Source organism: Chryseobacterium sp. G0162 (genome assembly GCF_003815715.1).
Taxonomy (GTDB): domain Bacteria; phylum Bacteroidota; class Bacteroidia; order Flavobacteriales; family Weeksellaceae; genus Chryseobacterium.
This window is the reverse complement of sequence record NZ_CP033922.1, coordinates 401,574-424,034: the sequence shown is the minus strand read 5'-3', so window position 1 is coordinate 424,034 and position 22,461 is coordinate 401,574. Positions and strand designations below refer to the sequence as shown.

The 22,461-nt window shown below is 36.7% G+C and carries 17 protein-coding genes; 5 read left to right on the top strand and 12 right to left on the bottom strand.

Annotated elements, in window-relative coordinates:
• Positions 1 to 171: 171 nt before the first annotated feature.
• The 4 genes from EG344_RS02040 (at position 172) to EG344_RS02025 (ending at position 3,454) form a co-directional block, all read left to right on the top strand.
• Positions 172 to 912, top strand: a complete 741-nt coding sequence (locus EG344_RS02040) for a hypothetical protein (RefSeq protein WP_228412838.1) — start codon at positions 172 to 174, stop codon at positions 910 to 912.
• 6 nt (positions 913 to 918) lie between these two features.
• Positions 919 to 2,265: a S41 family peptidase gene (locus EG344_RS02035; protein WP_123908051.1), complete on the top strand. Its 1,347-nt coding sequence runs from the start codon at positions 919 to 921 to the stop codon at positions 2,263 to 2,265.
• A gap of 35 nt (positions 2,266 to 2,300) precedes the next feature.
• Positions 2,301 to 2,570: a hypothetical protein gene (locus EG344_RS02030; protein WP_123860354.1), complete on the top strand. Its 270-nt coding sequence runs from the start codon at positions 2,301 to 2,303 to the stop codon at positions 2,568 to 2,570.
• Between the two features lie 161 nt (positions 2,571 to 2,731).
• Complete coding sequence (locus EG344_RS02025) at positions 2,732 to 3,454, top strand: sterol desaturase family protein (protein ID WP_123908050.1); 723 nt, start codon at positions 2,732 to 2,734, stop codon at positions 3,452 to 3,454.
• Positions 3,455 to 3,691: 237 nt separating this feature from the next.
• Here EG344_RS02025 and EG344_RS02020 read toward each other — a convergent pair whose 3' ends face one another.
• On the bottom strand, positions 3,692 to 4,114 hold the full coding sequence (locus EG344_RS02020) for a MarR family winged helix-turn-helix transcriptional regulator (protein ID WP_123908049.1): 423 nt from the start codon (positions 4,112 to 4,114) through the stop codon (positions 3,692 to 3,694).
• Between the two features lie 53 nt (positions 4,115 to 4,167).
• Between EG344_RS02020 and EG344_RS02015 the strand changes: the two genes are divergently transcribed.
• Positions 4,168 to 6,417, top strand: a complete 2,250-nt coding sequence (locus EG344_RS02015) for an ATP-binding cassette domain-containing protein (protein ID WP_123908048.1) — start codon at positions 4,168 to 4,170, stop codon at positions 6,415 to 6,417.
• Between the two features lie 212 nt (positions 6,418 to 6,629).
• On the opposite strand, the gene EG344_RS02010 is transcribed toward EG344_RS02015, so the two are convergent.
• The 11 genes from EG344_RS02010 to EG344_RS01960 form a co-directional block, all read right to left on the bottom strand.
• Entirely contained in the window at positions 6,630 to 7,673 is a 1,044-nt protein-coding gene (locus EG344_RS02010; protein WP_123908047.1) for a phytase, read from the bottom strand.
• Positions 7,674 to 7,677: 4 nt separating this feature from the next.
• Positions 7,678 to 10,488, bottom strand: coding sequence for a TonB-dependent receptor (locus EG344_RS02005; protein WP_123908046.1), 2,811 nt, complete (start codon positions 10,486 to 10,488; stop codon positions 7,678 to 7,680).
• 118 nt (positions 10,489 to 10,606) lie between these two features.
• Positions 10,607 to 10,990, bottom strand: coding sequence for a hypothetical protein (locus tag EG344_RS02000; protein WP_123908045.1), 384 nt, complete (start codon positions 10,988 to 10,990; stop codon positions 10,607 to 10,609).
• 156 nt (positions 10,991 to 11,146) lie between these two features.
• Complete coding sequence (locus EG344_RS01995) at positions 11,147 to 11,506, bottom strand: nuclear transport factor 2 family protein (protein WP_123908044.1); 360 nt, start codon at positions 11,504 to 11,506, stop codon at positions 11,147 to 11,149.
• Positions 11,503 to 12,093 (bottom strand): FMN-dependent NADH-azoreductase, encoded by a 591-nt coding sequence (locus EG344_RS01990; RefSeq protein WP_123908043.1) that lies wholly within the window; start codon positions 12,091 to 12,093, stop codon positions 11,503 to 11,505. Before EG344_RS01990 ends, EG344_RS01995 begins: the two co-directional genes overlap by 4 nt.
• A gap of 45 nt (positions 12,094 to 12,138) precedes the next feature.
• Positions 12,139 to 12,972, bottom strand: a complete 834-nt coding sequence (locus tag EG344_RS01985; RefSeq protein ID WP_123908042.1) for a sigma-70 family RNA polymerase sigma factor — start codon at positions 12,970 to 12,972, stop codon at positions 12,139 to 12,141.
• A 251-nt stretch (positions 12,973 to 13,223) separates the two neighbouring features.
• Positions 13,224 to 18,863: a hypothetical protein gene (locus tag EG344_RS01980; RefSeq protein ID WP_123908041.1), complete on the bottom strand. Its 5,640-nt coding sequence runs from the start codon at positions 18,861 to 18,863 to the stop codon at positions 13,224 to 13,226.
• Between the two features lie 99 nt (positions 18,864 to 18,962).
• Positions 18,963 to 19,805 (bottom strand): tail fiber domain-containing protein, encoded by an 843-nt coding sequence (locus EG344_RS01975; RefSeq protein WP_164464373.1) that lies wholly within the window; start codon positions 19,803 to 19,805, stop codon positions 18,963 to 18,965.
• Between the two features lie 61 nt (positions 19,806 to 19,866).
• On the bottom strand, positions 19,867 to 20,403 hold the full coding sequence (locus EG344_RS01970; RefSeq protein WP_123908039.1) for a TetR/AcrR family transcriptional regulator: 537 nt from the start codon (positions 20,401 to 20,403) through the stop codon (positions 19,867 to 19,869).
• Positions 20,404 to 20,587: 184 nt separating this feature from the next.
• Positions 20,588 to 21,310 carry a hypothetical protein gene (locus EG344_RS01965; protein WP_123908038.1) on the bottom strand — a complete coding sequence of 241 codons (723 nt, stop codon included), beginning with the start codon at positions 21,308 to 21,310 and terminating at the stop codon, positions 20,588 to 20,590.
• Between the two features lie 87 nt (positions 21,311 to 21,397).
• The gene (locus tag EG344_RS01960; RefSeq protein WP_123908037.1) at positions 21,398 to 22,279 is read right to left on the bottom strand and encodes a cupin-like domain-containing protein; all 882 of its coding nucleotides are present in this window, start codon (positions 22,277 to 22,279) and stop codon (positions 21,398 to 21,400) included.
• Positions 22,280 to 22,461: the final 182 nt, after the last annotated feature.

Sequence of the window (22,461 nt, the reverse complement as noted above, 5' to 3'; positions counted from 1 at the left end):
TGTTTTTATTACTGATCATGAGACAAAACATGAAATCTTAATATACAATAATGGATGGCCGCTTTGATAAGAAAAGGCTATCCAGAACATATCCAACTAGTTTTTTTATAATTGTGTATTGCCCTGCACAATGGGCGGGGCAATATTTTTAAGTTTAAAATAATATAAAAGATGAATAAGATCTTTGCATTCCTATTATTAATCCTATTATTTTCCTGTAAAGACAATACAGCGATGGAAAGATATGACCAGATACAAAAACCGGGAGAAGTGACCATTAAAGGATACTCTAAACCTGATGTGCTTCAGTTGAGGTTTAATGGTGAACCTGTATCTATTGATGGGAAAACCTCTTATACCAATAAAATCGAAACCCAACTTCAGTTTGTACTGGATCAGGGAGAAATCAATAAGCTGGAAATATATAACCATGAAACAGGGAAAGAAATCATACAATATAAAATTACTTATGATAATATAGAGGAATATAAAAAATTATACTTCTTCAATCTTCCGGGAATCTTTTTGCAGGCTGAGGTGATAAAGCCACAGGTCAATCTTGGGAAAATAGGTTTTGAATTTATTTTTCCGAATCTGGGAGAGTTTTCAGGATCAACCCTTAAAAATGTCAAAGGAGTTTTAAAAAGAGAAAATGGTGTTGTACTGGCAGAATTTGATAATATCGGAAAAAACAGCTTTACTCCCGTTAAGATTTATAGCTCTTTCGGCGTTACAGCTCCTGTCTACCTTGAGTTGTACAAGCCGGGAACTACAGAGCCTTATGCCGGATCAGCAATGATTAAGGTAAAAATAAAACAGGATATGGGCGCTAATATGATCATCCTGCAGGAAAAATCAGAAAATGGAGTATGGGTTGTAAAAGGAGATGTTGACGTGGCAGAATACTTATAATCAGGGATGAGAAATTTTTTTACACTTCAATGCATAGCGATCATCATTCTCTTTATCTCCTGTTCGGATCATGATGAAAATGCACCTGTCTTTCCGGAGGGAAGTACAGAGTCCATTAACCTTTGGGTACAGGACAGCCTGAAACGATATTATTACTGGGCAGATCAGATGCCTGCTAAGCCGGATTATCATCTTCCTGTAAAAGATTTTTTTAAAAGTTTGCTGGCTCCTCAGGATCGGTTTTCTTTTATTGTCAATACAGAAGATCCTTCCAGTTATCCACGTTCAATCCGGAATATGTATGGTTTTGATTATACTGTTATTCAGCAGGCTAACGGAGAAGTGGTAACCGTCATTAAACTGGTTCTTACAAACTCACCTGCCTTCAATGCGGGATTGGAACGAGGAATGATTATCACCAAAATCAATGGAAAAACAGTCACAGCAAGCAATGCTGAGGCTATGACTTCTTCCATGAAAGATCTCACAGTTCTGGATCTTACCGTAGGAGGTTGGAACAATGGAAAGATCATTGATGAAAAAGAGATCAAAGTATATTATGGACTATCTTTTGAGCAACCTCTATTATCTAAAGTGTTTGAAAAAAACGGTAAAAAGGTAGGGTATCTATATGTTTATGATTTTCCAGATGGGATGACACAAACCTTCAGCCAAAAGTTTGCCGAATTTAAAGGTGCCGGAGTACAGGAACTAATTCTTGATCTGAGGTACAATTATGGTGGATCCGTATCTGCAGCTGCTGCTCTTTGTTCCCTGATTCCTTCAGGCCTATCATCGGCATCTCCCTTCATTATTTTTAAAGGAAATAAAAACGGAGGTGAGGTGAAAAGAACATTTTCCCAACAGATCGCCTATGATCCGAAAGCACTTGATTTTAATACTTTACGCACCAATGCTTTAGGGTTGAATAAAGTCTATATTTTAACTTCAAACAGTACGGCTTCGGCAGCTGAAATAGTCATCAATAATCTGAAACCTTATATGCAGGTGATCCAGGTTGGAGATGTAACGCTGGGAAAAGATATGGCAGGTTTCACTATAGAAGATAAACGGAAACCTCAAAAGATCCGTTGGCAGATGCATCCGGTAATTTATAAAGTTTTTAATGGAAATGGAACGGGTGAATACAGTAATGGAATTTTGCCGCAGGTTTCAGTGAACGAGTATGTTACGTTGCCTTTATTGCCTTTAGGTGATCCCAATGAAACCTTAATTTCTTCTGTTTTGAATGGAACTTATTTTAAGTCTGCCCATCAGGGAGGGTCTTCCGAAGAAGCTAAGATTTTATATCAGAGTGATGTTCCTCCTATTGCTGTTGGCAAGGATTTATAACATATGCATTGACATTAAAAATTAAAATTAAAACCATGCAGGGAATAGAACCAAAACTTCACACGAGCCTCACCAGCCGTATCGAATATTACCGCCTCCTGATTGAAGCTGCAGATCATTCAGAAACCTGTTCATCCGACGTCATTACACAGATTTCCGAGTTGGGAAATTTGTATGAAGAATACCTGATTAACAAAAAGAACCTTGAACAAAGTATAAAAAACTACAGGGACTATCATAATGACCTGAGAAAAAAACTGACGATGAGACTTCGTGAAATCAAAAGAAAAGCGAGACAGAAATAATTTATTTTATTGCTTAATTGTGACCATCAGATAAACAGCATTGTAAAAAAGAAGAAATCATTTAAAATTTATATCCTAAATGCTGTTCAAGTTCTCTTTCATACCTTGTTTTATTCCAAAATTCATACATTTATGATTTCAAGTTGAAAGAAGATGCTTTTATGAATTTTAATGAGACAGCGCTTTCCGGTTATATCAATATGTTCTGGCAGTTTTCCTGGCCACAATGGGTTGTGTTCAGTGTGATTAGCAATCTTCTTTTATATTTATTTTCAATAGGACTATATGTTTTCATTGATAAAACCTGTCGTAAAAGCCCATTGCAAGAGAAAGATCATCCTGTTTCAGCATCAGATTTTTACCTCAGTCTTTTTACGGTTGTCTGTAATAGCCTTGTTATGCTGATAGGTGTTTTTTTATGGAAGAATGGCTGGATTGAGTTGGGAACTACCCAGTCAGGAATGAAGATAAGCCTGGAGGTTATTGCTTTACTTCTTTTAATGGATCTGTGTATGTACTTCTTTCACTATGCTGCCCATTTACCACTTGTATATAAAATGATTCACGGAAAGCACCACGAGCATGTGAGCACCAATTATCTGAGCCTTTTTGTTCTTCATCCTTTTGAAACCATAGGATTTGGACTCATAATGCTGGTCTTATTACTATGTTATAATTTTTCTGTTATTTCAATTTCCATTTATTTGTCTATCAATCTTATTTGGGGAACGATAGGGCATCTCAACAGAGAGTTTTTTCCCGCCAGTTTTGATCGTTTTTTTGTAGGAACCACCAGATTTCACAATCACCATCATCTGGATGAAACCAAGAATTTTGGATTTTATACTTCCATCTGGGATAGGCTGTTTGGTACATATAAATAAAAGCAACAAATGCCAGAATAATAGTTTGACTTAGTTCAAAAAACTAAAGTGTACTTAGAATATTGATAGGCAGAAAATATTTCTTTTGATTTTCCAGATCATCATAAATACTTATTCATAGGCTGGAAATAGTTTGATCAATTCATTCATGGAGTCGAAATTAATTTTTAAATGATTGTAGTGTTACAGCATTCTGTGCTTTCCAAAAATACAATTAATTATAAGGAATCCGATGGATTAAAGCTTGATTTCATTCAAAATCTTATTCAGCAGGGAATTAAACTGTTTAAGTTCAGCCGAAGTAAGTATAGAAGCAGCCTGTTGAGTCATGCTTTTCCGGAAGGTTTCAGAATTCTCAACTATAAATTTTCCTTTTTCAGTGACGGACAGTATGAACTTTCTACGGTCTGCCTCATCCTGTTTCTGAGTAATAAAACCGTTGTTAATAAGGATCTTCAGTTGCTTAGAAACGGCTGCAGGGGTGATTTTAAAAGCAGTTGCGATCTCTTTTCCTGTTAATCCTTTTTTACGAAGAATAAATTCGATTATATTATAATGAGAAGCTGTTATTCCGTTAATATCTCCTCTGTTCATATGGGCAAGAATAAGACACTGGAAATCTGTAAATGTGTCAAAAAATTTTTTTTCAATAGGTTTCATGGAATGAATTTTGATTAACTTAGTTAACTATTAACAAAGTTAATGATTTTAAAATGGAAAACATAGAAATTACTAATGCAAGACAGAATAATCTCAAAAATATTTCCATAAAAATTCCAAAATATAAGATCGTAGTTTTTACTGGAGTATCGGGATCAGGGAAATCTTCCTTGGTATTTGAAACCATAGGAGCAGAGGCACAGCGTCAGATTAATGAAACGCAGAACAGTTTTATAAGAAACAGGTTACAGCATTATGGCATTCCGGATGTAGACAAAATCGAAAATCTGAATGTTCCCATTATCATCAACCAGAAGAGACTGGGAGGAAATGCACGTTCCACGGTGGGAACAGCTGCTGATGTTTATGCTTCTCTGAGGCTGCTTTTTTCAAGAATGGGACATCCTTTCGTAGGATATTCCAATGTATTTTCGTTCAATAATCCACAGGGTATGTGTCCGGAATGCGAAGGACTAGGTATTGTACAGACGGTAAATGTTAATAGGCTGATTGATCAGACGAAATCTTTAAATGAAGGAGCCATTAAATTTCCAACTTTTCAACCGGGAGGATGGCGTTTAACAAGATATACACAATCAGGCTATTTTGATAACGATAAAAAGCTGAAGGATTTTACAGCTAAAGAATGGGATATCCTATTATATGAACGTAACCATATACCTAAACATCCTGATAAAAGCTGGGGTAAAACTGTGAAATATGAAGGAATTATTCCGAGGATTGAAAAGACATTTCTAAAAAAAGATTCCAAAGAAAATAGTACCCGAAAAGATGCTTTAAATAATGTAATCATCACAGAATCCTGCCCATCATGCCATGGGAAACGTCTGAATGTAAAGATTCTGAGCTGTAAGATCAAAGGTAAAAATATTGCAGATTGTACTGCACTTTCTATTGATGAGCTATTGGAATTTATTAACAACCTGAAATCTGAAGCTTATGAAGTTATCATTAAAGAGCTTTCCGGAAAGCTTCAGAATATTATTAATATTGGTTTGCAGTATCTTACATTGGACCGAAATACAAATTCTCTTTCAGGAGGCGAATCCCAAAGGATAAAAATGGTAAGGAACCTGGGAAATAGTCTGGTAGATTTATTGTATATCTTTGATGAACCTAGTATTGGCCTTCACCCAAAGGACCTACAGAATATTAATACCATTATCCAGCAGATCAAGGATAAAGGGAATTCTGTTTTGGTGGTTGAACATGATCCGGATATCGTTAAAATGGCTGACTGGGTGGTGGATATGGGACCAGGCTCCGGAAAAAGCGGGGGTAAAATTATCTATGAAGGAGATCTCGGCGGATTAAAAAAATCTAAAGGAAAAACAGGCTCTTATTTTAAAGAAAAGCCTGTTATAAAAACCCAATTCAGAAAACCTGATGGGTATCTTGAAATTAAGAATGCCAGTCTGCATAACCTTAAAGATATAAGCGTAAATATACCTACAGGCCTTATGACTGTTGTTACTGGGGTAGCAGGATCAGGAAAAAGCACCTTGATTAATCATATTTTACCTTTATTTTATCCCGATTTAACAGTGATAGACCAATCTTTATTTACAGCAAGTGCCCGATCCAATCTTCTGACATATTTAAATATATCTGATACGGTGCGAAAACTGTTTTCAGAGTGTAATCATGTTTCAGAAAAGCTGTTCAGTCGGAATAGTGAAGGAGCCTGTAAAAACTGTAAAGGATTGGGAGTAGAAAAAATAGATTTAGCTTTTATGGATGATATTGAACAGCCTTGTGAAGTATGTGGTGGTTCAGGATTCGACCCGAAAGTTCAGAAATATCAATATCATCAGAAGACTATTGTAGAAGTGATGAATATGACAGTTCTGGAAGCTCAAGATTTTTTTTCGGATAAAAATATCATCAGAAACTTTGATTTGCTGGTAAAATTGGGCTTAGATTATCTCATGCTGGGACAACGTCTGGACAGCTTTTCGGGTGGTGAAAGACAGCGTTTGAAACTGACCCGGGAACTGAAAAATACCCATCAGATTATTGTTCTGGATGAACCAAGTACAGGTTTGCACCCAAGTGATACCCAAAAACTGTTGTCATTTTTTAATGATCTTGTAGACCAGCATAATACATTAATTGTTATTGAGCATAATCTGGATATTATTGCTCAGGCTGATTGGATCATTGATATTGGCCCTGGTGCTGGAAAATTTGGTGGAAAAGTTTTGTTTGAAGGAACTCCTAATGCGTTATTGAAAAATAAAACCTCATATACTGCGGAATTCCTGAGAAAACATATTGAATAGAAAATTAAACCATTAAAATTTTAAAGAAAATAAGCATAATTAAAAGAAAATCCTGCGATTGTAAATAAACTCTACTTAAAGTGAAGATTCTTAATTATCCTTAAACCCTTATTGAATTTTAATGGTTTAAACCTATATTATAACCACAAATATCTCTAATGTTAATCATTGTATTATTGGTGACAACATGAGTGTTATTCATGTGTAAAAAATCATTTTGTTTGTTGTGCTTTTACAGCTGCCTGAATTCTTTCTTCAATCATCCTCCAGTCATACAAATGAAATACCCGGCCATTGCTCATGGCTACAAACACACCTTTCGGAAATTTGGGGCCTAAATTAACATTCGTAACTTCAGAGCCATCACTTTCAAGGGTAGAAACAGGAATAGCTGCAATTCTCCCTTTAGCCGGATTTTCTCTTAGATAGACATTGAAGGTATCATTCTGCTGATCGGAAACCAAAATGTATCCCTTTCCTTTTGAGGTAGGATAGATTGAGATCCCTTCCACATCAGATTTAAAATCACCTTGCCCGAAAACAAGAAGTTCTTCATTTCCTTTTTCCGGGTCTGCATAATATTGGTGAACTCCAAACTGTTCATCAGAATAATAAATATATCCCAGTTCATCATCTACTGCGATACTTTCAATCTCCTTCAATCCGCTGTATTGTCCAAATTTACGGACAACATCTCCATTGATTCTTCCTCCTTTTTCTGAAAGCTTATACTGCCATAGATAGCCATCCTTTGGTCCGGATTTTCTTCCTGCAATCACATAAATTTCTCCTGTTTCCGGATTTTTATACATGGATATTCCCATTGGGCCACGTTCTGTTTCTCCGTCAAATACAGAAATTTCACCCACTTCCTTCAATTCAGGAAGAGAGTAAAGCTTTATTTTATTCGTTTCCCGCTCGGTAACGGCTGCAATGTCTGTTTTTTTTCCGTTTAAAACAAAACCGTATTCAATATCCACATTATTAGGACGTTTAAGACCTAAAACTTTATGGATGATTTTACCATTCAGATCAAAAGCATACAGTCCACCATCCGTATCTTTATCTGTTCCTATGATGATACTTTTTGAAGCATCCTGAGGATTGATCCAGATGGCCGGATCATCGGTATCATGAACCACAGTTTCTGTAATAACGGTTGGTTTTAATTTTTCTCCTAATTGATTCTGTCCTTTACAGCCTATCACCAAAGGAAAAATGGCAAATGCTGATATATAATATATTATCTTTTTCATGTTCTTAAAAGTCGAATTTCACTCCTAGGGTAAATCGTGGTCTGTAATACTCTGCCTGTGCGGTTCTGCTTGGAATTCCCTGATAGTATCTTAACGGTTGGTTTGTAAGATTATTGGCTTCAGCGAAAACTCTTAGTTGGCTTGTAATCTTGTAGGAAGCATTAGCATCCAGAAAAAACTGTTTATCATAATAACGGTCATCAAAGGCTTTCCCACCCAACTCATCAATATAATGAGAAGCATAATTCATAGAAACCCTTGCTGAGAAGCGCTTGTTTTCCCATGAAAGCGATCCGTTGAACATGTGAGGAGCTGCTCCCGGAAATCCTACATCCGTTCTTTCAATTCCTTCATCATTAGTGATTCCCTTTGCTTTTGAATGGGTATAAGTATAGTTGACGTAGATTCCCATACCTTTCCAGAATGCTCCGGGGATGAAATCCAATTGTCTCTGCAAAGCCACTTCAAAACCATAAATACTTACATTATCTCCATTGCGCTGCTGGGTAAATTTCCAATTGCTCTCACCAGCCGGAATCGGGTTGGATTGTCCTGCAAAATCATTCGCAAAGTCATTTGCTGTATAATTTCTTCGGGAAAAAGTATAGATAAAGTCTTTCAGATTTTTATAGAAAATACCTCCTGAAAGAATTCCCACTGATTTAAAGTACTTCTCTGCCATGAAATCAAAATTGTAAGCGTAAGTTGCCTTCAGATTAGGATTTCCTGCTGAAACGATCTCATCCTCTGAAACAACATTAAGATAAGGAACCAACGAGTAATAGTTCGGACGGGCAAGGGCAGTGGTAAATGCCGCACGTAATACAAGGTCCTGAACCGGAACATACTTGAATGAGATATTCGGAAGTACATTGGTATAGGTATTTGTATTATTGATTTTTCCCACCAGGTTACTTTCATTCATGACGTAGTTTCCGGTATAATCAATCTTGGTAGTTTCCACACGTGCTCCCACGATCATGGATAGTTTATCATTGAAATCCTGGTCCCAACGGATATATCCTGCATAAATCTGTTCTTTTGCACTGTAATTGTTAGAAAGGAATTTTGAAGGCTTGGATTTTCCATTGAATAAAACGGGATTAAACAAATCTAATCCTCCTAAATACGCAGGATCTACAAATGCTCCCGGAACATAATTCCCCGGTTGAAAGTTGTGTCCGTCAAGATATTGAGTGGGTACAGACAAAAGACTTCCCATGCTGCTGGTAGGGGTGAAGGTATAAAAGTCATTTTCTCTTTCTTTTTCCTTCAAACGAATTCGTGCACCAGTACGAAGTCTTCCTTTTTGACCCTCAATTACAGAAAAAGGGAAACGTACATTCACCTTGGCTCCAAATTCTTTTTCCTGAGTGAAGCTGTTGGCATCTGAAAGGTCACTGAGTTTATAGCTACCCAGGTTGTCTGCTGCAAGAAGATTGAACATGGGAACTCTTGGATTACTAAGGTCCGGAGAGAAGCTCATTTTACTGTTTTCGAATTCAATATAACGTTGATGAGGCTTATCTTCACTAGCTGTAGCATAATTCATAGACCAGTCAAGATCTATTTTAGACCCCAGTAGATGTTCTCCTCTTAAGGCATAATTCTGAACTTTTTGCTTCTCAAGACGGGTATTGTCATTATGGGCATCTCCACCTTTATTTTGTCTTGTAATACTGCCTTTCCAATCTATAATTTCGGATTCGTCAGCATTGTAAACCGGTTTTATTTTATATCCTAATGCGAATCTGTTTTCCTTATCATTTCTGAAGTTGTACATCGCAGAAGCATAGATCTTGTTTTTAGAATTGAACTCATAATCCATATTCAGGTCAAAACTATGTCTGATCCGGTGTTCATTATAAGAACGCACCCCCATTTTACTTATATAAGCAGTTTGGGCCTTATCATTAGCCTGGCTCCATACAGGTTCTATATTGTCTGAACCAAAATTATTATTGTTATAGGAAAAACTGAATACTGCTCCCAGTTTTTTGTTCAGAAAACGATTCCCATAGACAAATCCTGCAGTATAATTTCCTTTTTCTCGAATGGGATTGTATCCTCCAGCCAATGTTGCAGATATTCTTTGTCCATTAGGGGAAGCTCTGGTAATCAGGTTAACAGAACCTCCAATGGCATCAGCATCCATATCAGGAGTAAGCGTTTTATTGACTTCAATGGTGGAAATCATATCAGAAGGGATCAGGTCCATCTGTACATTACGGTTATCCCCTTCAGCAGAAGGAATTCTGTCACCATTTAAAGTTACAGAGTTCAGATTGGGAGCAAGGCCTCTGATAATAAGGTTTCTGGCTTCGCCCTGATCGTTCTGTATGGTAATCCCCGGAACACGCTTTAGCGCATCTCCGATATTGGCATCAGGAAAACGTCCAATCTGATCGGCAGAGATTACATTGGTAATATTGGCATTGTTCTTTTGTTTGTTTAAGGCTCTTGCCTGGTTTTTCAACGTAGCTCCGGAAACCACAACTTCACCAATACTTGTTTCCTTTTTATCAAAAATGATATTTTGTTTTGTATTTTTTTCAGATTCTACAATTACATTATATTGATGAATTCCGTACCCAAGGTAATCTACCTTCATGGTGTAATTTCCGGGAGGAACATTCAGGAAAACGAAATTTCCATGCTCATCAGAGGTGGTGTATATGTTTCCCGGATATAAGGAGATTTTGGCTCCAGGCAGGGCGATCTTAGCGTCGTCGTTTATGTTTCCGGAAAGAGTACCGGTTTGTGCATAGAAAAAAATGGAAGCACAAAGCCAAACAGATGTAAAAATTTTCTTCACTTTATTTTAATTAGATAAAAATCAGAACAAATTTAAACGTCTGTTTGGAAAATGGGTTGAAGTTAAAATTAACGTTGTTTTAAGATTTGTTAATACAGAAGCGGTCTATAGACATTTTTTAGATTTCAGATCCTAAATTTTTAGATGAAAAATCTCCTTCCAATAATAAAGTCAGTTCATCACATTGTATGATCTTGTCATTTTGAATGGTAAACTCTGCCAATACTTTATGTACCACTATACTTCCATCTTTTAATACTGATTTTGCCATGTGATGGGTGAAAATGATATTCCCGTTTTCAGCATAATTAATGATGTCAATCTTCTGCTCAGCTACTTTGTCTTTGAGTTTTTTAATATGAAGAATAAACTCATCATAATTGAGCTGATGATGATCTACAAATTGGATATAGTCTTTTGAGAAATATTTCTCAATGGATGATAAATCAAATACCGGGTTTTCTAAAATATCATGGAAAACTTGCTGAATAATGTGTTTCATAAATATATTGTTATGGATCAAAATTACATCTGATATGTATGCGTAACCCATAACATTTGTAAACAGTTTATTGAAAAAATAATCATAAAGTTTAGCCACGAATGCACGGATAAAAATACATGAGCAATGTTAATCCGTTCATTCGTAGCCTATGAATTATTTAATTTCTATAGAAGGAACATTGGTGATAACCTGCCATTTTCCGTTTTCCTGTACACACGTGATGAGGGATGAAAATCGTAATGCTGAACTTTCTAACGAAACCTGAGCATAAGCAATGTTATTTTTCTGTTGCAAAGAATGATAAGTAATTTTACGAGGTTTTCCACCAAATATTTTATCCTTTACCAGATTGATATATTCCTGTTTGGGAATAATAAAGATTCCGGATTTGTCAAAAAACCCGTCCTGAATATTCTGATAATTTTCGTGGAGAATTTCTTCCAAAAGCACCGGATCACTATTGTCGCCACCTTTAATGAATTTTTCAATGGCTTGTTTAATCTGTTCCATCATTGATTGAATTGTTTTAAAATTTTGGATTGTTGTAATGCTATTTTTTCTGTATTGCTGACCTCATCGATGACGGTACCATTCAATGGAAAATAATAGATATCGGTGATTCCTACATGATTTAAAAGAAAAGTGAGATGGTTTTCCAACGGATTTCGATGATGAGGGTCAAGAGCTATTCCTCCCATAGAAGAAATGATATAAGCTTTTTTGTTTTCAAGCAAACCTTTCAGAGAAGTATTTCCTGTAAACGTTTTTTTTGTTCTGATAACCGTGTCAAAATAAGCTTTTAAGGAAGATGGAATTCCATAATTGTACATAGGGCAGGTGATTAAGATTTCATCAGACTGGTATAATTCATCAATCAGTTCATCAGATAGATGAATACTTTTCTTATCAGGATTTTCGCTAAAAAAAGCATCAATGGTCTGTTGGGTGATATGAGGAATAAGCTGTTGGTTAACATCCCGTTCCAGAATATTTCCATTCGGATTGTGGAGTATCCATTGCTGAATAAAATAGTTACCTAATGTTCGTGAATAGGAATTCTCTGTTCTTAAACTGCTGTCGATTCTAAGGAGTGTGTTCATACTTTTTTCTTTAAAGACACACTATATTTCTGAAATGTGACAGATTTATTGCAACCTTTTTAACTTTTCAGGATCTACAATAGAATAAATTTCACGAATCATTCCTTCTGCATCAATATCCAGGATGTGACAGTTATAAATACGACCATCCTGCCAGAAACAAATAGCCGGTTGATGATTAAAGAGATGGAAGGTATGAGGCTTTTTGCCAAGAAATTGTTGTTGTACATAAGCCAAAAGCTGTGCGGTAGCCGATTTTCCAACTTCCACAGCTTTGATAACACGAACACGTTTTCCTCCGTCTGCTGAAAGCCTGATCTCATCAATAAGCAGTTTTTCAATATCGGGAATGTTGCCTTCACTCAACGCCAGCTGGTATTTCTGGAGAATATCAGTTCCGGAAGATAGGCTGATGTTATCCGGTGTATATTTTACATGCTGCAATTGCTTACTTGCACGGCTTAGCAGTTTTCGGGAGTTTTCTACTGAAATATCGAGCGTTTCTGCGATCTCTTGATGAGAATAATCAAAAGCTTCCTTTAGAATGTAGACTGCGCGTTCTTTAGCGTTCAGTTTTTCCAGAAGAACGAGTAGGGTATAGCGTGTCGTTTGCTCCTTAATGAGCTTATTTTCTGCATTTTCAAAAGAAAGAGGTTCGGGCAACCATTCGCCATACACCATTTTTTTGCTGTGCCTGTTTTTAAAATTAATGGCATGATTAATAGTACTTTTGATCAGGAAATTGGTTTCATTTCTGATCTCAGATTTATCTAAAGAAATATATTTTTCGATTACATCCTGTACCAAATCCTGAGAATCTTCATAAGAACCGGTAATATTATAGGCGTAGGTTAGGAGCCTGTTGTAATTTTCCTGCATGGTATTTCTTTTTAAGACAAACTTAGTGAAGAAAACGTGACAAGTTTAAGTAAAAAGTATTGTCATTAAACATCTATTATCCATTCAGGTATCAAGATCAATAGGATCGGGCTCCAGCCCCTTTTTCCTGAAGATAGAATTCCATTGACTTTAAATCTAAAATAACTATTGTATTCAAACAAAAACCGCATTGAAAATACATCAATGCGGCTCATGGTTATTAGTGGGTTTGAATGAATTTCTGATTGTTTTTAATCATTATCTACTCTGATCCATTTTCCGTTTTCTACTCCTTCATAGAAATGGTTATTGTGATAAATAATTGCTCCTTGAATATAAGATTTATTGGCAGGAAGAGTAAGAGTTTCAGGTAAGGCATTGCTATTTCGGATCATAAATACCTCATTTCCTTCTTTCACGACTATTCCTGTCCCTGAAATAAGTCTTGTTACGCCTGCGTCAGCTGGAGGATTAGATATGGTTATTGGGTTTAACTCTGACAGACGTCTTGCTCCCATATCAGAAGTACATCCTCTAAGAATATTATCCATTAGCATTACAACACCTGGAGTAGGGCAGTCCGGATTGATATTCACAACAATTTCTTTATTGATCGCAACCGGACAAGCTTCTCCTGTAGCAAAACGAATATTTTTAAGACGATAAACCATTGTTCCTGACTGCCCTTTGGAGTGGAGTACAATTGCCTCTCCGTTAGGTGCAGAAGTAATCATTTGATCCGGACCATTATTTATGGTATATGTGAAAATATAGGTTTGGGCAAGTGAGCCTTTAAACTTTACCTGTATATCTCCTGATGCTTGTTTTGCCGTACTTATGGGTGAATATGTGGTATTGTCAGCAGGTAAAGCAATAGAGGAAATGGTAAAATCCTCCGTAATATTACATCCATCCTGGCTATAGGTTACGTTCACTCTATAATTTCCCGGTTGTGTAAAAGTAACCAAGCGTCCGGTACTTATGATTCCTGAATTAGGATTATTAAGTTTGGTCCAGGTATAGGCAGCATTAGGATCTGTACCATATAAAGCAGAAGCATCATAAGTTTTAGGGAATTCCGAAGCACAAATTGCTTTGTTACCACCAAATCCTGCGGCCTGAACATCTGTAGGAATAATCGAAAGGTTAGCCGTATTTCCAAGGTCCTGGCTGTTTCCGTACGCACTTACCGCACGGGAGAAATTCATATCTCTGATAGAGGCATAGAACATGGTATACATTGCTGCAGGGTCCAGATTAATTGTGTTTTGTCCTGCTGTAGATCTCAGCACAGAAATTCTGTTGCAAGGAGTTCCTGTCATGAAGAGATTTTCAGTGACGGTCTGGTTATTGTCTACCTGATAAGAACCGGGATTGAAATACAGTGTTTTGTATTTTCCTGCGGAACTCAATGTGCTTACACTATTGGTAGTGCTACTTCCAAGAAAGGTCATTTTGTTGAAATTCCAGATTCTTGTTCCTGTATTTACAATTCCGTCTTTCCAAACGGTCAGATCTCCAAAATTGAAACCTGCCGGAGTATTGGTTGTAAAATATCCCATGTCGGCTTTTGCCTCAGTGGCATTTAAGGTGAGAGGATTATTTCCGGTGCTGATATAAAAATAAGGACTGTAAAAATTATAGAAAGGAATTGAAGGCATATAATAGTTTGCAATACCTGCACTATTCGTCCTCGTTCCTGTAATGACAGATTGTCCAAGATCAACCACTGGGTTATTGTTGATACTTTGGTTCCAGCTAAAGTTCACCAGTGTCATAGGGAAGTTATTAGTTTTGAATCCTGCCGCATTCAGAAAGTTAAGGTCTCCCTGATATGGACTTTTCAATTCAAAATAGTCCTGTGCATTAACATTCAGGTGAATGAAGGCTCCTTTGGTATCAATATATCGTGTTTTCCCGGAAGCAGTCCCCTGAGCCATAATAATATTTCGGGTAAGCCCAAAAGTAGACATCGGAACGATGATCTTTGTATCACTTTGCAAAGTAAGATTGCCATACACAGACAGATAATAAGGATTTCCACCATCTGTAGTAAAATCAAGAACCGGCTGGTTGAGCGCATTGTTGAAAGTAATGTTATTAGCTTTTGAAAGATAGGCTCCTCTAATTTGTATTTTATTTAAAGTAGCAGTAAATCCTGAATTCTGATCAAAGAATACATTATCAATGGCTGTTGGGATATCACAACCTGTAACAGGAACTCCTCCTGAGGTTAGTGACCAATGCTGAGGATCTCTCCATAATCCCTGACCTCCAATCCAATAAAGATTTCTTGACGTAGAAGGAATGGCATCCTGAAAATTAATTCCGGTATTGCTGCCAAGGTCTGTACTTCCAGTAGCAGTATACGTTTGTCCGCCGGAAGAAGAGATCGACTTTAATTGTATTTTATCTATAATATAATTGGATGGACTGGTACTGTAATCAGTAAGGATTAAAGTTCTTGATGGTGCATTGATTCCTGCAAAAGTAAGCCTGTCCAAACAATCTCCAAGCATTTTTAAAGATTGGTTTACCTGCAGATTACCTTCTAAAGCAACATGATTATTTTTCTCAATAGTCAGATTATTGACTGACATAGTTGTTTTAAGAACGATGGAAGGGTTTACTTTATCAATTCTTGAAACCACCGCTGAGCGGATGATGAAATTATTGATAACCCCGCCAGGAAAACTAAAAGAGATGATATAGTCAGTATTCGTTGTGGAATTGGTATATTCTATTCTTTCAAAATAATGATTAACGTTGCTGAAAGCAATATCAGCATCGGAACCTCCTGTAGATCTGAATAATTTGATTACGCTATTGGCCGTGTTTACTACCGGTTGTTTGGTATTGATGGCGAAGCCACTATTTACAGTAAGATCTGCGTTGTCCATCACCAGCTGTGAACCATTGAGATTAAAAGCATTGACATTCATTATCGTACCACTTATATCTAAACTGTTACCAGGTACATTGGTTTGGCTGATGCTTGAAGATCCGATAAGGTCATACTGTGACGTTCCTCTATTGATTTTCCATTGAGCATCTCCTGAGAAAGTTAAGGCAGATGTTGCTCCGTTGGGAGTTACATTTTTTAAGGCACCTGTGGGTTTATTAATGTTGACAAACGTAAATCCACTGAAGTATCCGGCATCATAATATCCAGCATGTAAGACCATATTTCCATTGACATTCATTTTGTAATAATTGTTATTTCCTGCAAAATAAGATCTTGATCCTGGAGTGAGTCCACTGAATGTGATATCATTTACTGAAACATCATTGGTCATCTGTATAGCTGTAATTCCAGTAGTGTAGAACCCTGAATACTGGTCAAAGAAAACATTATCGTTAATTGTAGGAAGGCCACAATTGGCTGTTGCTCTGGTGCTTGATGGGTCCAGGGACCAGTGGTTGAGGTCATTCCAGGTTCCGGCCCCTCCTTTCCAGTAAAAGTTTTTAGAAGCGCTGGCCTTGAAATTAATTCCGGAATTATTCCCACTGTCTACGGAATTGCTGGCATTGATAGGTTTTGCACCTGCAACAGGAGTGATATAGCTTGCGTTAATCCCTGAAATATTCATTCGGTTGAGCTCAACGAATCCATTTCCGTTAATGTTGTTGCCTAGGATCAGATTATTTCCACCCTGACCAGTAAAAGTAAGAACCAAATCACAGTCTGCACGATTAAAAATCCAGCTGTCTGTGATGGTAAGTTTTACCGTAGTATCAGAAATAGTAATATTGGAAGCTGCATTAATAACTGCATTTTTTGTTTTGTTGTTTCCAAAAAATCTGATGTCACCACCATTCACCTGAAAGTTGTCAGTAGTAAGGTACTGTATATTTCCAATACTGCTGCCTTCTTTATAGGCTTTACCAAAAAAATGATTGGTATTTCCTGAACCGGAATAACGCCCGTTGTAGTTTTGGAAGTATACAGAAGTATTGGGAGCCGTAATGGTCTGTTTTGTTAAAATATTGAGAAGATTCTGACTTAGCAAAGCATTATCTATATTAACATTATTTCCTCCCAGCCAAAGCTCACCGGCTTTTATTTTTCTTCCGTCAGCATAAAGATTACTTGTTAAGGCATTGTTGTCAAAATTGAAAATGCCAGCCACTTCTACATCATAAGGAGTTCCTGAATTAGAGGGCATAAGATAAAAATTATCATTTCCGTAGATAACCAATTGACTTACTTTCTGACCTTCGAAATTCATATAACGATTTGCTGCCGGATCTCCTGGATTATATTTAATAAAACTAATGCTAACAGGAGCAGACACGTCCTTCTGAAGATAAAGATTACCATACAAAGTCGTGTTAATATTCAAAACAGGACTGGCAGGAGCATTATTCCAGGTCATATTCCTTATTAAGGCAACTGTCCCGCCATTATTAATAGTGTTATTTCCTGAAGTAAAACCTGAGTTTTCATTAAAGATAACATCGTCATACATGATAGGAATGCAGTTAGCAGAAGGCCCTCCAGATGTGAATGACCAATGGGCAGGATCATTCCAGTTACCTCCGCCACCTATCCAGTAATATGTCTTTGCGGCAATCCCTGGATAAGTAATAGTGCCAGTATTATTTCCTCCATCTATGCCTGCTGTTACAGATGCCCCGCCTGTAAGCTTTACCGAAGCTAAATTATAACCATTAAATGAAACGGCTCCATTTCCATTGATAGAACCTGGAAGAATCAGGTTGACAGGTAATAAAGGTTCTACAGCTACAAACTTTGGGATAATTCCGTTACATGGAGTATTGGCCGTAAGACTTTGATTAACCTGAAAATATGTATTGGATGAAGTTTGTCGGAAGCTGTATTGTCCGCCATTCAAGATAAGATTATTGATGTCAAATTGTGATGCTCTGAATATATTATTTCCCTTTCCAAGGGTCATATTTTTTATTTCAAATCGGGTTCCTATCATTTCAGCACTTCCATCACCCAAAACCATATCATTGGCATTATATAAATTTGCATTAATGTAGCAGGCATATAAATTAACTTTGTTAAAATTAAACTGCGTTCCGGTAAAATTACCTCCTGCGGCACCTATTCCTGTTACCTCATCCACTGTCAGAAGATTTCCGCCTGTTATCTGAGAGTAACCTGAGGAAGTAAGAAGTATTTTTTTGATATTCTGGGTAGTCTGTATATTCAATGCAGGAAAGGAAACTGTAGCCTGGGTAAGATTAGCCGCTGAGTTTAATGTCATCGTACTGGTGGTAGTCACCGTTGAGGACCTGAAGTTGGAAGCTGCTGTAGAACTATAGCTGAATACCATAGAATTGATATTCTTATTATCCGTATCTAAAAAAGCACTGTCGCTGATGTTGAAATAGAAAAACCCGTTGCTGGCAAAATTTTTCACCAGTTTAAAGGCTCCGTTTCCTTTAAGATTAATAGCAGATTGATAACTACCGTTGATATATGAAGGATCAATCATATTATCGGGGACGTCAATCATATTGGGGGTAGGATTGGAGCTTTCTGAAAACAAATTCATCGTAAGATTATAGAATGCTGTGGCGTTGGACTTCCATTTCAGATTCCCATATATATTAAAAACACTTGCTGATGGAAAACTTAGCTTAGTAGTAAATGAATCATCTATAATGAAATCTTTACAAGTAGCTGATGATGGGATCGTTAATGTACCTCCACTAATAGGAAAACCACTTCCTGAAGTAATATAGACATTATCATACCGTGAAGGAATAATAGTAGCTGCCTGCCCTGATGCTGAGCCTATACGCCAGTGATTCAGATCACTCCAGCTACCGGCACCGCCTACCCAGTAATAATTATTCTGAGCAAAAATAATTTGGGAGGCAAGGAATAATAATATGAAATATAATTTGTGTTTCATGTTCTTAGAATTACAAAATTGGTAATAGATTGAGAGAGAGCTGTCTCAACCTTTGCTAAACATAATACCTCTTTGACTAGAGGCAATCCGTCATGAAGATTATTTGGATTTTTTTAGGTGTTGCAATGCTTTTTGTAATTCTTCTATTTTTTTTCCCTGCTCCTGAACCGTTTGTAATAAAAGGGGAATCAATTCATTATAGTTGACAGATTTATATCCATCATTATCGGTACTTACGATGTTGGGTAGTACTTTCTCTACTTCCTGAGCAACAAGACCATACTGAAGCTGAGCATTTCCGCCTTTCTTTTTTCCGGTTTCATTCCAGAAATAGGAAACCGGTCTTAATCTATTAATGATTTCTGGGGATGATGTTATTTCTGTAATATTTTGTTTTAATCTTTCATCAGAATTATAATCTATGGCGCTTGCTTTTACCGTTCCGGCAACATCCAGTTTTGCCGTTGCAGAAGGAGCTGTTCCAATCCCTACACTGCCAATGCCGGAAAAGACAAGGTTTTTACCGTTCAGATCTACATTTCTTGAAGCCAAAGCGGTTGTAATAGCTCCATCTGAAGTGTAAATATTAGAATTAACTCCCATACTTTCCCAGCTGGTTCCGTTCCAGAAATAATATCCGGGTTGGGTTATCTTGGCTACTTTTGAAGTAGGGGAAGCTGGTGTGGCAGTAGCGTAAATCATTAGAGATTCACTTCCGGACTGGATGCTTGCCGTCATTGTTTGAATCTGATCTCCGGTAAGCCTGGGAATCATAAGCCCTTCAGCCTGTGAACTTCCATTTGTTTTAGCGGTAATATCCAGTGTAGCTTTTGGATCTGGAGTGTTTATCCCGATTCTACCGGCCTGAGAATAAAATAATGAAGAGATGGAAATACTTCCGATGAGGCATAGCCTGAACACTGCAGAATGAGTCTTCTGCACAAAAGTAGAGTTTTGCATAGTTTTTTTAATTGTTTTTTATTTGAGTATGTTTAATCTTTCCTTAGTGTGAGGAATGAAGTATATTTTTAATAATAGTTTTAGAGGTTTCAATAAACTCATTGGACCTATAGAGCTGGCTGGTAAGTATTGAGCTTTCAAAAAGGAGATAGATATGGGCTGCTACCTTTTCATCCTTCATTTCATCATTGAAGAAGATTCTCAGCTTATTCTTATGATAGCGGAGAACGGAATGGATTTCCTCTTTATCAGCAGGTATTTCAGATAAGATATTCCAGAAACTGCAGCCTCTGAAATTTTCTTTTTCATTCATATACATCAGAAAATCAAAAGATTTCAGAATCTTTTCTTCAGAGCCTAAAGCTCCGGAGATGAACTTTTCCAGTTCCGAGACCCAATAATCATATCTTTTGTTGAGGAATTCAATACACAGCTCATCTTTTGACTTAAAATGCTGATAGAAGCTTGCCTTTGAAACATTGGCTTCTTCAATGATCTGATTAATGCCGGTACTGTTAAAACCTTGCTTGTGAAACAGAAGCAGGGTGGTACTTAATATTCTTTCACGAGGTTTGGACATTGGTTATGTTTTTCACAAATTTAAACAAAATATGAACAGACTGGTATGTTTGTTAAAAAAACATCAATATTCCTATGAAAGATGGAAGAAATAAAGCAATTATATCAAAGATTTAATAGGTAAAGTGCAGGTTTTAAATGAAATAGCGTTGGTATGCTTAGCATTGTTTTTTATGAATAGTTATTTATACAAAGCCTTTTGCATAATAAAGTTGTATAAGAAAAAACAATAGGGTAAAGAACCATACTACATAAGGATGATAGCGGAAATTTTCTTTCAGGATATAATGAAGGGCTTTGAATAGTTTAAACAATCCAATCATTCCTATAACAAAAAAGAGTAAGAAAATGACAAAAAATGTATATTCTCCGGAACTGTAATCTCCAGACAATGATACTTTATCCAGATGATCTATGTAAGACTGTACATTGATAGTATGTCCCAGAAACATGGTAGAAAGAATCAGGATAAAAAATGGAGTAGAAGTGTAAACTGTAGTATAGATAAAAGAAAAGAGTAAGGTACGGAAAGCTATAGTATTCACTTTTTCTTTTTTATACCACAACAATATTACACTAAACACCACAGCAGTAAAATTGTTCATCAGGAATATAAATAAAGCTTTTTCTACCATACTTAATCCCTTGATCTGTGACAGGAAATTTTGTTCTCCACCATAATCCATTAGCAGAACTGATACAATTACTGAAGTATATACGGAGAGTTTGATGGGTGATAGGTAGTCATGAAACCGTTCGGTTTCTTCCTTCTCCATTTCATGAACGGACAGATCATAGCAACGGCGGGGATCCTGAAACAATTTAAAAATAGTTACCGGCACCAGCAATATTTCAATAATAATCTGAAGACACAGCTTCTCGAAACTGTCAATCAATTTTTCGAACATACACAGGTATTAAGGGAACGGGTTCACTATGCAATTTAATCATTTTTAAATTGCATATCGCATAAAACCAGTGAAGTAAGATGTAATTTATTTTGGAAGTCCCTTCTTCAAAGCTATATTGGCTCTTTCAACAGATTTTTTTTCTTTCCAGTCCATGTATCTTTTTTTATACCTGCCTTTCATGAAGTTGTCAAAATTTCGCTGAACAGTCAGATTCCATAAAGAATGAGCTTTTACAGCCCAGCTTTTGTCCCATGCACGAAGTGAAAGAGAGAAAGAACCATCCAGATATTTCATCCAGTGCCACCAGCCGGTAGGCATAAACAGGGTATCACCATGCTCAAGATAACATTCTATCCCTTCAATCCCATCCAATGCCGGGAATTTTTCAAAATCAGGATTGGAAATATCATAATCTTCCAGGGCATACGTTGCATAAGGAAGCTTATACAAACGGGTTTTCCACTTGTATTCGAAGAGAAGAACATGCTTTCTTCCGTTGAAATGAGTATGGAAGATATGAGGCATATCAATATCATAATGAAGGAAAGTCACGGAACCTTTACCCCCGAAGAACATACTCGGGTATTTATCCAAAAATCCACCCATCAGATTCTTTGGCGGGATATAATCATCCAACAATTTAGGAGCAAACTTAATAGGATCAAAAAAGAAGATTCTCAGATCTGTAGGTTCCCGTTGGATCAGATCAACGTATTCACCAAATGGCATTTTGGTAGTGGGCGTGTTAATAGGAGCTGCAGGATCGGCTTTAGCACTGTCATATAAAGGTACAACTACATCGCCAACCACTTCCTTCATGTACTCCATTGTCCATTTTTGATATGCTGGCCAATTTCTTGCCATGTTTTTGATTACCACTGGCTTGCGAGGCTTAAGGTATTTCTCACGGAAATCTTCCTGTGAAATGTCATCTACAATATCAATTGGTTTAAGGAGTATGCCCATTCGTTTTTAATTATCCTGCTAAATTATTAATAATTTATGATAGTAAGTGAAAATAATTTCGTTTATCTGGAATTAATATAAATAGATGAAAAATTAATAAGGCTGACTTTTTTGTAAAGCATTTATTAATAGGGGTATTTGTATGTTTTTGTTGGAAAATAAACTGCTTATATGAAAGAATA

What these genes read in the sequence shown, in the direction of transcription:
- EG344_RS02000 (WP_123908045.1), bottom strand. Translation starts at nt 10,990, where the DNA reads ATGAAACACATTATTCAGCAAGTTTTCCATGATATTTTAGAAAACCCG.
- EG344_RS01960 (WP_123908037.1), bottom strand. Translation starts at nt 22,279, where the DNA reads ATGGGCATACTCCTTAAACCAATTGATATTGTAGATGACATTTCACAG.
- EG344_RS01990 (WP_123908043.1), bottom strand. Translation starts at nt 12,093, where the DNA reads ATGAACACACTCCTTAGAATCGACAGCAGTTTAAGAACAGAGAATTCC.
- EG344_RS02030 (WP_123860354.1), top strand. Translation starts at nt 2,301, where the DNA reads ATGCAGGGAATAGAACCAAAACTTCACACGAGCCTCACCAGCCGTATC.
- EG344_RS02040 (WP_228412838.1), top strand. Translation starts at nt 172, where the DNA reads ATGAATAAGATCTTTGCATTCCTATTATTAATCCTATTATTTTCCTGT.
- EG344_RS02020 (WP_123908049.1), bottom strand. Translation starts at nt 4,114, where the DNA reads ATGAAACCTATTGAAAAAAAATTTTTTGACACATTTACAGATTTCCAG.
- EG344_RS01965 (WP_123908038.1), bottom strand. Translation starts at nt 21,310, where the DNA reads ATGTTCGAAAAATTGATTGACAGTTTCGAGAAGCTGTGTCTTCAGATT.
- EG344_RS02015 (WP_123908048.1), top strand. Translation starts at nt 4,168, where the DNA reads ATGGAAAACATAGAAATTACTAATGCAAGACAGAATAATCTCAAAAAT.
- EG344_RS01985 (WP_123908042.1), bottom strand. Translation starts at nt 12,972, where the DNA reads ATGCAGGAAAATTACAACAGGCTCCTAACCTACGCCTATAATATTACC.
- EG344_RS01995 (WP_123908044.1), bottom strand. Translation starts at nt 11,506, where the DNA reads ATGATGGAACAGATTAAACAAGCCATTGAAAAATTCATTAAAGGTGGC.
- EG344_RS02010 (WP_123908047.1), bottom strand. Translation starts at nt 7,673, where the DNA reads ATGAAAAAGATAATATATTATATATCAGCATTTGCCATTTTTCCTTTG.
- EG344_RS01970 (WP_123908039.1), bottom strand. Translation starts at nt 20,403, where the DNA reads ATGTCCAAACCTCGTGAAAGAATATTAAGTACCACCCTGCTTCTGTTT.
- EG344_RS02025 (WP_123908050.1), top strand. Translation starts at nt 2,732, where the DNA reads ATGAATTTTAATGAGACAGCGCTTTCCGGTTATATCAATATGTTCTGG.
- EG344_RS01980 (WP_123908041.1), bottom strand. Translation starts at nt 18,863, where the DNA reads ATGAAACACAAATTATATTTCATATTATTATTCCTTGCCTCCCAAATT.
- EG344_RS02035 (WP_123908051.1), top strand. Translation starts at nt 919, where the DNA reads ATGAGAAATTTTTTTACACTTCAATGCATAGCGATCATCATTCTCTTT.